Source organism: Pseudonocardia halophobica, assembly GCF_027922425.1.
Classification (GTDB): Bacteria; Actinomycetota; Actinomycetes; order Mycobacteriales; family Pseudonocardiaceae; genus Pseudonocardia; species Pseudonocardia halophobica.
Map to the genome: position 1 here is coordinate 93,761 of NZ_BSFQ01000027.1, position 6,198 is coordinate 99,958.

The following is a 6,198-nucleotide window of genomic DNA, read 5'->3' on the forward strand; positions in this document are numbered from 1 at the left end:
GCTCGGCCTAGACCTCCCCCCACGGTGTGACGAAGTCGCATCTCCTGAACCGACGAGGGGCTGACCTCACCGGTGGCGAGAGCAGCGGTCGGTCTGGTTTGTGCCCGAACAACGGGAGAGTGAGCTCGCGAGCGAGTCACCCCAGGACGTCGCCAGCCCGCCAGCTAGTGCGAACGTGACTTCGATTCAGCACGAGCGCGAGCTGATTTGGCCCCTCAACAAAGGTCATACCCGAACACACCCGCCGACGGTTATGAGGGGCTCACCCTCACCACCGGCCTGACCCGCTCAGCCGCAGATCTCAAGAAGACCGTCTCACGGCATGACGGCCGCGGGCGGCATCGATCGTACGAGGAGCTCCTATGACCCCCTGGTGGCACCCGCGTGACCCGTCTGTCGGTATAGAGCTCGGCGAGGAGCTCAGGAAGGCCCACACAAGCGAGCTCAACGAGGTAGAGATGCGCGGCACGTCCCTGCAGGCCCGCCGACTCGGCGGCGTCCTCACCTTCCGGAATGCCTGACATGGATTTCGGAGTCACATCGCTCGATGGTCTGCCGCTGCCTCCGCGGGTCACGATCTGCGAGGTCGGGCCGCGGGATGGGCTGCAGAACGAGTCCACCGTGTTGCCGGTCGAGGTGAAGGCGGAGTTCGTGGAGCGCCTGGTCGATGCCGGGCACACCGTGGTCGAGACGACGAGCTTCGTGCATCCGAGGTGGGTACCTCAGCTGGCCGATGCCGAGAACCTCCTGCGTGCGCTCACCCCAGTGCCCGGAGTGCGCTACCCGGTGCTGGTGCCCAACCCGCGTGGTCTGGACCGTGCCCTCGACCTCGGTGTCCAGGACGTCGCGGTGTTCGGCAGCGTGACCGAGACCTTCGCCCGCCGCAACCTCAACCGCACCGTTGACCAGTCGTTGAAGATGTTCGCCCCGGTGGTGGCCCGGGCCCGCGAGGCGGGGCTGCGAGTCCGCGGCTACCTGTCGATGTGCTTCGGCGACCCCTGGGAAGGCGAGGTCTCGCCACGCCAGGTGCTCGACGCCGCGACCCGGATGATGGCCTTGGGCTGCACCGAGCTCAGCCTCGGTGACACCATCGGCGTCGCGACGCCCGGCCGAGTCATTGCCGTTCTCGACGCCCTGATCGCCTCTGGCATCGGCGTCGACTCGATCGCCGTGCACTTCCACGACACCTACGGCCAGGCGCTGGCCAACGCCCTGACTGCTTTGCGCCGCGGCGTGACCACCTTCGACGCCTCCGCAGGAGGCCTGGGGGGATGCCCGTACGCCGGCAGCGCGACCGGCAACCTCGCCACCGAGGACCTGCTGTGGCAGCTGCACGGGCTGGGCATCGACACCGGCATCGACTTGCAGAAGATGGTCGACACCAGCACGTGGTTGGCCAAAGAGCTCGGCCGCCCGAGCCCGTCGCGCACCGTCACGGCCCTCGCCGGCTGACACCCCACCGTCTATCTCGCCCCAGGAGGAACGCATGGACAAGGTGCTCACTGCGGAGCAGGCACTGGCCGGTATCGGCGATGGCGCGACACTGGCGGTCGGTGGGTTCGGGCTCTGCGGCATCCCATCCACCCTCATCGCCGCCCTGCACCGGGCCGGGGTGAGCGACCTGCGAGTCGTGTCGAACAACTGCGGCGTGGACGACTGGGGGTTGGGGATCCTGCTCGCCGACCGCCGGATCAGCCGGGTCACCGGCTCCTATGTCGGGGAGAACAAGGAGTTCGCCCGCCAGTACCTGTCCGGCGAGCTTGAGGTCGAACTCTGTCCGCAGGGAACCCTCGCCGAACGGCTGCGCGCTGGCGGCTGCGGCATCCCCGCCTTCTTCACCCCCGCCGGGGTCGGCACCCAGATCGCCGACGGCGGGCTGCCCTGGCGCTACCACCTCGACGGCACCGTCGCCGTCGCCTCCCCGGCCAAGGAGGTCCGCGAGTTCGGCGGCGTCGCGCACGTGCTCGAGGAAGCCATCGTCACCGACTACGCCCTCGTCGCCGCCGCCCGCGGCGACCGGCACGGCAACCTCGTGTTCGACAAGACCGCGCAGAACTTCAACCCGCTGTGCGCCATGGCCGGCCGGGTCACCATCGCCGAAGTCCAGGAGCTGGTCGAACCCGGCGAGTTCGACCCCGCCCAGATCCACCTTCCAGGAATCTTCGTCCAACACGTCGTGCACGGCCCGGACGTCGAGAAGCGCATCGAGAAGACCACCGTCACCGACACTGCCCCGAAGGCGACCCGATGAGCCTGACCCGCACCCAGATGGCCGCCCGTGCCGCAGCCGAGCTGCGCGACGGCCAGTACGTCAACCTCGGCATCGGCCTGCCCACCCTCATCCCAGGCTTCCTGCCCGAGGGTGTGCACGTGGTGCTGCACAGCGAGAACGGCCTGCTCGGCACCGGCCCCTACCCCACCCCCGACGCCGTCGACCCCGACCTGATCAACGCCGGCAAGGAGACCGTCACCATCCGCCCCGGCGCCTCCTACTTCGACTCGGCTCTGTCCTTCGGGATCATCCGCGGCGGCCACCTCGACGTCGCCCTCCTCGGCGCCATGCAGGTCTCTGAGCACGGCGACCTGTCGAACTGGGCCGTCCCGGGGAAGATGGTCAAGGGCATGGGCGGGGCCATGGACCTCGTCCACGGCGCCCGCCGCGTGATCGTGCTGATGGAGCACACCGTCAAGGACGGGTCACCGAAGATCCTTCGCGAGAACACCCTGCCCTACACCGGGCTGCGCGTGGTGAACCGGATCATCACCGACCTCGCCGTCCTCGACGTCACCGACGACGGGCTCGTCCTGGTCGAGACCGCGCCGGGCGTCACCGTCGGCGAGGTCCGCGCCGCCACCGACGCACCCCTGCAGATTGGGGTAGCGGCGTGAGCGAGCTCGTCCACCGCGACACCACCGACGGCGTCGCGACGATCACCCTCGACTCCCCCGCCAACCGCAACGCGCTGTCGGCGCAGCTACGCCGCGAGCTGATCGACCACCTCGACACCGCGCTCGCCGACGACGCCGTGCGGATGATCGTGCTGACCCACACCGGCACCGTCTTCTGCGCCGGTATGGACCTCAAGGAATCAAAGGGGCAGAGCGCCGGGCAGCAGGGGGTCACCGAGGTTCCGCGCATCCTCGAGACGATCTGGACCTCGCCCAAGCCCATCCTCGCGCGGCTCACCGGCCCGGCCCGCGCCGGCGGCCTCGGCCTCGTCGCCGCCTGCGACTTCGCCGTCGCCGCCAACACCGCCACCTTCGCCTTCACCGAGGTGTGGCTGGGGCTGGTGCCCGCCGTCATCTCAGTGACGGTGCTACCCCGGCTGCTGCCGCGTGCCGCGCACGAGCTCTTCCTCACCGGCGAAACCTTCGACGCCGCCCGCGCTGCCACCATCGGCCTGATCAACCGCGCCGTCCCCACCGACGAGGTCGACGCCGAGATCAGCCGCTACCTCGACATGCTCCGGCGCGGCGCACCCGGCGCCCTCGCCGGGGTCAAGGACCTGCTGCGCCGCGAACGCCCGAGTTCAATGTCCGACGACTTCGCACAGATGAACGCCCTGTCCGCCGACTTCTTCGCAAGCACCGAAGGCCAGGAAGGCATACGCGCCTTCGCCGAAAAGCGTTGTCCCACCTGGGTGTATCGAGACGACTCCCTCTTTTCTGCGCTGACGACACCCAAGTCGACCTAATAGATCCGGAGGAAGTATATGCACATGGCTGACCTGTACCACACTGGTCTTGTCGTGAAGGATCTCCGTTCGTCCATCGAGACTTATGGGGCATTGATGGGGACAGAGTTCACGCCGCCCCAACTCCGTTGTTTGGATTTGCGTGACGACGCCGCGGAGTACCACGTCGATCTCACAATCGCCTACTCGCGGCAGGGCCCGCATCGAGTCGAGTTGATCGAGGCGGTTCCGGGCACACTGTGGGACGTCCGCGAGGGTGCTCCGACAGCACACCACCTGGGCATCTGGTGCGACGACGTTCCCGGCGAGTCGGCGAAGCTCAGCGCCGCGGGCAATCCACTCCTCGCGACCCTGGCGGCGGATCCCGAGCGCGCGACATACCTCGCATACCACAGGCTGCCCGACGGCTCCCTCATCGAGCTGGTCGATGCATCGGCTCGGGACAGGCTCGAGGCGTGGTTCGCGGGCGCAGAGTACGCGGGCCCAGCCGGCCGGCACGCGCGGCCTTCAGAGTAGTACCTGCCTCGTACTGATGGCCGGAGCGCGAAAGGGAGCGGAAGGCGCTCGGCCGGCAGGTCTGCAGGCAGCGGCGCCAACGCTCAGCACGCGTAAGACAGAGCGGGGGAGTGACGACCGTCTTGTCGCGACCAAGCATGTCAAACAGAGGGGAGCAGGAAGCATGATCACGCAAATTCGCCAGATCATTACTGGCCACGACGAGAATGGGAAGTCGATACTCGTCTCAGACCATGTGATGGAGCCGGTGCAAGTCGCTGCGATCTACGGCTCCGAGTTCTACATGGTGTGGGGAACTGAAGGCCCTGAGGCACGCGTGGGGATGTCGGCTGAAGGGCCGACAACGACCCCGTTCTTTCCCCGTCTCGGGGGCACGCGGTTCGTGTTGCTGCGCTACGCACCGGACTCCTCGGTACCGGAGAACATCGGTGATCCCGATGAGGTCGCAGCGGAGGTGGCCGAGAAGCTCGATGGGATGTTCGAGCCCTTTGAAGCCGGCAATCCCAAGATGCACACCACCGACTCGATCGACTACGCGTTCTGCGTCGAGGGTGAGATGTGGATGGAGCTCGATGACGGCCAGGAGGTGCACCTGACCCCGGGAACCTGTCTCGTCCAGCGTGGCACGCGGCACGCTTGGCACAACCGAAGCGACAAACCGTCGCTGATGCTCTACGTGCTCGTTGGAGCCTCGCGCTCATGAACGCCGACTCCAGCCTGTCGACACGGGTTGCGGCTACTGCCCAGGAGCCTGTGCTCGCTGCTCCACCCTCAAAGGAGAGCGCTGTGCGAGTCGCGCGCAAAGGGGGAGAGCCGCATGGCTCAGCTTGACAAAGTCGTTCTTGTCACGGGCGCGGCATCCGGAATAGGGGAGGCCGCTACGCGCCTCTTCATCGAGCGTGGCGCGTGCGTCGTCGCAACGGACAGGGACGCGAGGAAGCTCGAGATGGTCGCCGACTCGCTGCCGTCCGGACAGCTGTTGACGCTCGTCGGTGACGTGACGTCGTCGGAGCACGGGCGACTCACTGTGCAACGCGCCGTTGAGGCATTCGGCCGACTGGATGTGGTCTGTAACGTGGCAGGGATCGGTGCGCGGTTCTCTCTCCGCGAGCTGCCCGAGGACACCTTTGACCGCGTCCTTGCAGTGAATGTCAAAGGGCCGTGGCTCTACACGAAGTACGCCTCCGAGCAGATGCTTGCGCAGGGCACGGGCGGGTCGATCATCACGGTGAGCTCGATCGCCGCGGGGTTCGGCCTGCCGATGCAGACGGCCTACGGGCCGTCCAAGGCGGCAGCCCTTCAACTGATGCGCTCCGCCGCAATGGAACTAGCGCCATTCGGAATACGATGCAACTCGGTACTGCCGGGCATCGTGGCCACCCCCATCCTCGTTGACGCTCCGAGTGAGGATCCCGACGAGTTGAAGCGTCAACTGGCACCATTTCGACAGGGAGCCCAGAATGTTCCCCTGGGGCGCGTCGGCGAGCCAGGCGACATCGCCAGTACGTTAGCGTTCCTCGCCTCGGACGAGAGCTCCTACATCACCGGGACCCAGATCGTGGTGGACGGTGGGTGGACCGCAGGTTCCGCCACACGCGGAGTGCTCGCCCCATCCCCTGACTCAACCCCCGACCAGAAACGGCGGTAGAAACGTGCGCGCTCTGCAATTGACAGCTCCAGGCGTTCTCGAGGTCCGAGACGTCCCGGTTCCCGAGATCGGTCATGACGAGGTCCTGGTCAAGGTTGCGGGCGCGGGGCTGTGCCACTCCGATGTCCGTGTCCGGTATCGCGAGTCCCCGGCGTTCTCGTTTCCATTGACACTGGGCCACGAAACGGCCGGCTTCGTCGCTGCCCGGGGGAAGTCTGTCGTCGGATTCGCCGAAGGCGACCTGAGCTTGGCCCCCAGCGCCGGACACTGACGGTGTGGGGTCAGTGATCTGGGTGTGGTGGGGTGTGGGCTGCTTCGAAGTCGACCGGGGAGAGCATT

The 6,198-nt window shown here is 67.1% G+C and carries 9 protein-coding genes; all 9 read left to right on the top strand.

The window, feature by feature from the left end:
• Positions 1-362: 362 nt before the first annotated feature.
• The 9 genes from PKE99_RS25850 to PKE99_RS39080 all read left to right on the top strand — a co-directional run bounded on the left by PKE99_RS25850 (position 363) and on the right by PKE99_RS39080 (position 6,130).
• Positions 363-521 (top strand): hypothetical protein, encoded by a 159-nt coding sequence (locus tag PKE99_RS25850; protein WP_197040819.1) that lies wholly within the window; start codon positions 363-365, stop codon positions 519-521.
• Position 522: 1 nt separating this feature from the next.
• Positions 523-1,452: a hydroxymethylglutaryl-CoA lyase gene (locus PKE99_RS25855; RefSeq protein ID WP_156067985.1), complete on the top strand. Its 930-nt coding sequence runs from the start codon at positions 523-525 to the stop codon at positions 1,450-1,452.
• 34 nt (positions 1,453-1,486) lie between these two features.
• On the top strand, positions 1,487-2,251 hold the full coding sequence (locus PKE99_RS25860) for a CoA transferase subunit A (RefSeq protein WP_037051346.1): 765 nt from the start codon (positions 1,487-1,489) through the stop codon (positions 2,249-2,251).
• On the top strand, positions 2,248-2,889 hold the full coding sequence (locus PKE99_RS25865) for a CoA transferase subunit B (protein WP_037051349.1): 642 nt from the start codon (positions 2,248-2,250) through the stop codon (positions 2,887-2,889). Before PKE99_RS25860 ends, PKE99_RS25865 begins: the two co-directional genes overlap by 4 nt.
• On the top strand, positions 2,886-3,695 hold the full coding sequence (locus PKE99_RS25870; RefSeq protein ID WP_051738059.1) for an enoyl-CoA hydratase-related protein: 810 nt from the start codon (positions 2,886-2,888) through the stop codon (positions 3,693-3,695). The genes PKE99_RS25865 and PKE99_RS25870 overlap by 4 nt, the downstream gene beginning before the upstream one ends.
• A 24-nt stretch (positions 3,696-3,719) precedes the next feature.
• Complete coding sequence (locus PKE99_RS25875) at positions 3,720-4,211, top strand: VOC family protein (protein ID WP_197040817.1); 492 nt, start codon at positions 3,720-3,722, stop codon at positions 4,209-4,211.
• 163 nt (positions 4,212-4,374) lie between these two features.
• Positions 4,375-4,914, top strand: a complete 540-nt coding sequence (locus tag PKE99_RS25880) for a cupin domain-containing protein (protein WP_037051352.1) — start codon at positions 4,375-4,377, stop codon at positions 4,912-4,914.
• Positions 4,915-5,028: 114 nt separating this feature from the next.
• Complete coding sequence (locus tag PKE99_RS25885) at positions 5,029-5,859, top strand: SDR family NAD(P)-dependent oxidoreductase (RefSeq protein WP_051738061.1); 831 nt, start codon at positions 5,029-5,031, stop codon at positions 5,857-5,859.
• A gap of 4 nt (positions 5,860-5,863) precedes the next feature.
• Entirely contained in the window at positions 5,864-6,130 is a 267-nt protein-coding gene (locus PKE99_RS39080; protein WP_197040818.1) for an alcohol dehydrogenase catalytic domain-containing protein, read from the top strand.
• Positions 6,131-6,198: the final 68 nt, after the last annotated feature.

Bases quoted from the DNA above. Each gene is read 5' to 3' on its own strand.
- PKE99_RS25880 (WP_037051352.1), top strand. From the start codon at position 4,375: ATGATCACGCAAATTCGCCAGATCATTACTGGCCACGACGAGAATGGG.
- PKE99_RS25885 (WP_051738061.1), top strand. From the start codon at position 5,029: ATGGCTCAGCTTGACAAAGTCGTTCTTGTCACGGGCGCGGCATCCGGA.
- PKE99_RS25875 (WP_197040817.1), top strand. From the start codon at position 3,720: ATGGCTGACCTGTACCACACTGGTCTTGTCGTGAAGGATCTCCGTTCG.
- PKE99_RS25855 (WP_156067985.1), top strand. From the start codon at position 523: ATGGATTTCGGAGTCACATCGCTCGATGGTCTGCCGCTGCCTCCGCGG.
- PKE99_RS25850 (WP_197040819.1), top strand. From the start codon at position 363: ATGACCCCCTGGTGGCACCCGCGTGACCCGTCTGTCGGTATAGAGCTC.
- PKE99_RS25865 (WP_037051349.1), top strand. From the start codon at position 2,248: ATGAGCCTGACCCGCACCCAGATGGCCGCCCGTGCCGCAGCCGAGCTG.
- PKE99_RS25860 (WP_037051346.1), top strand. From the start codon at position 1,487: ATGGACAAGGTGCTCACTGCGGAGCAGGCACTGGCCGGTATCGGCGAT.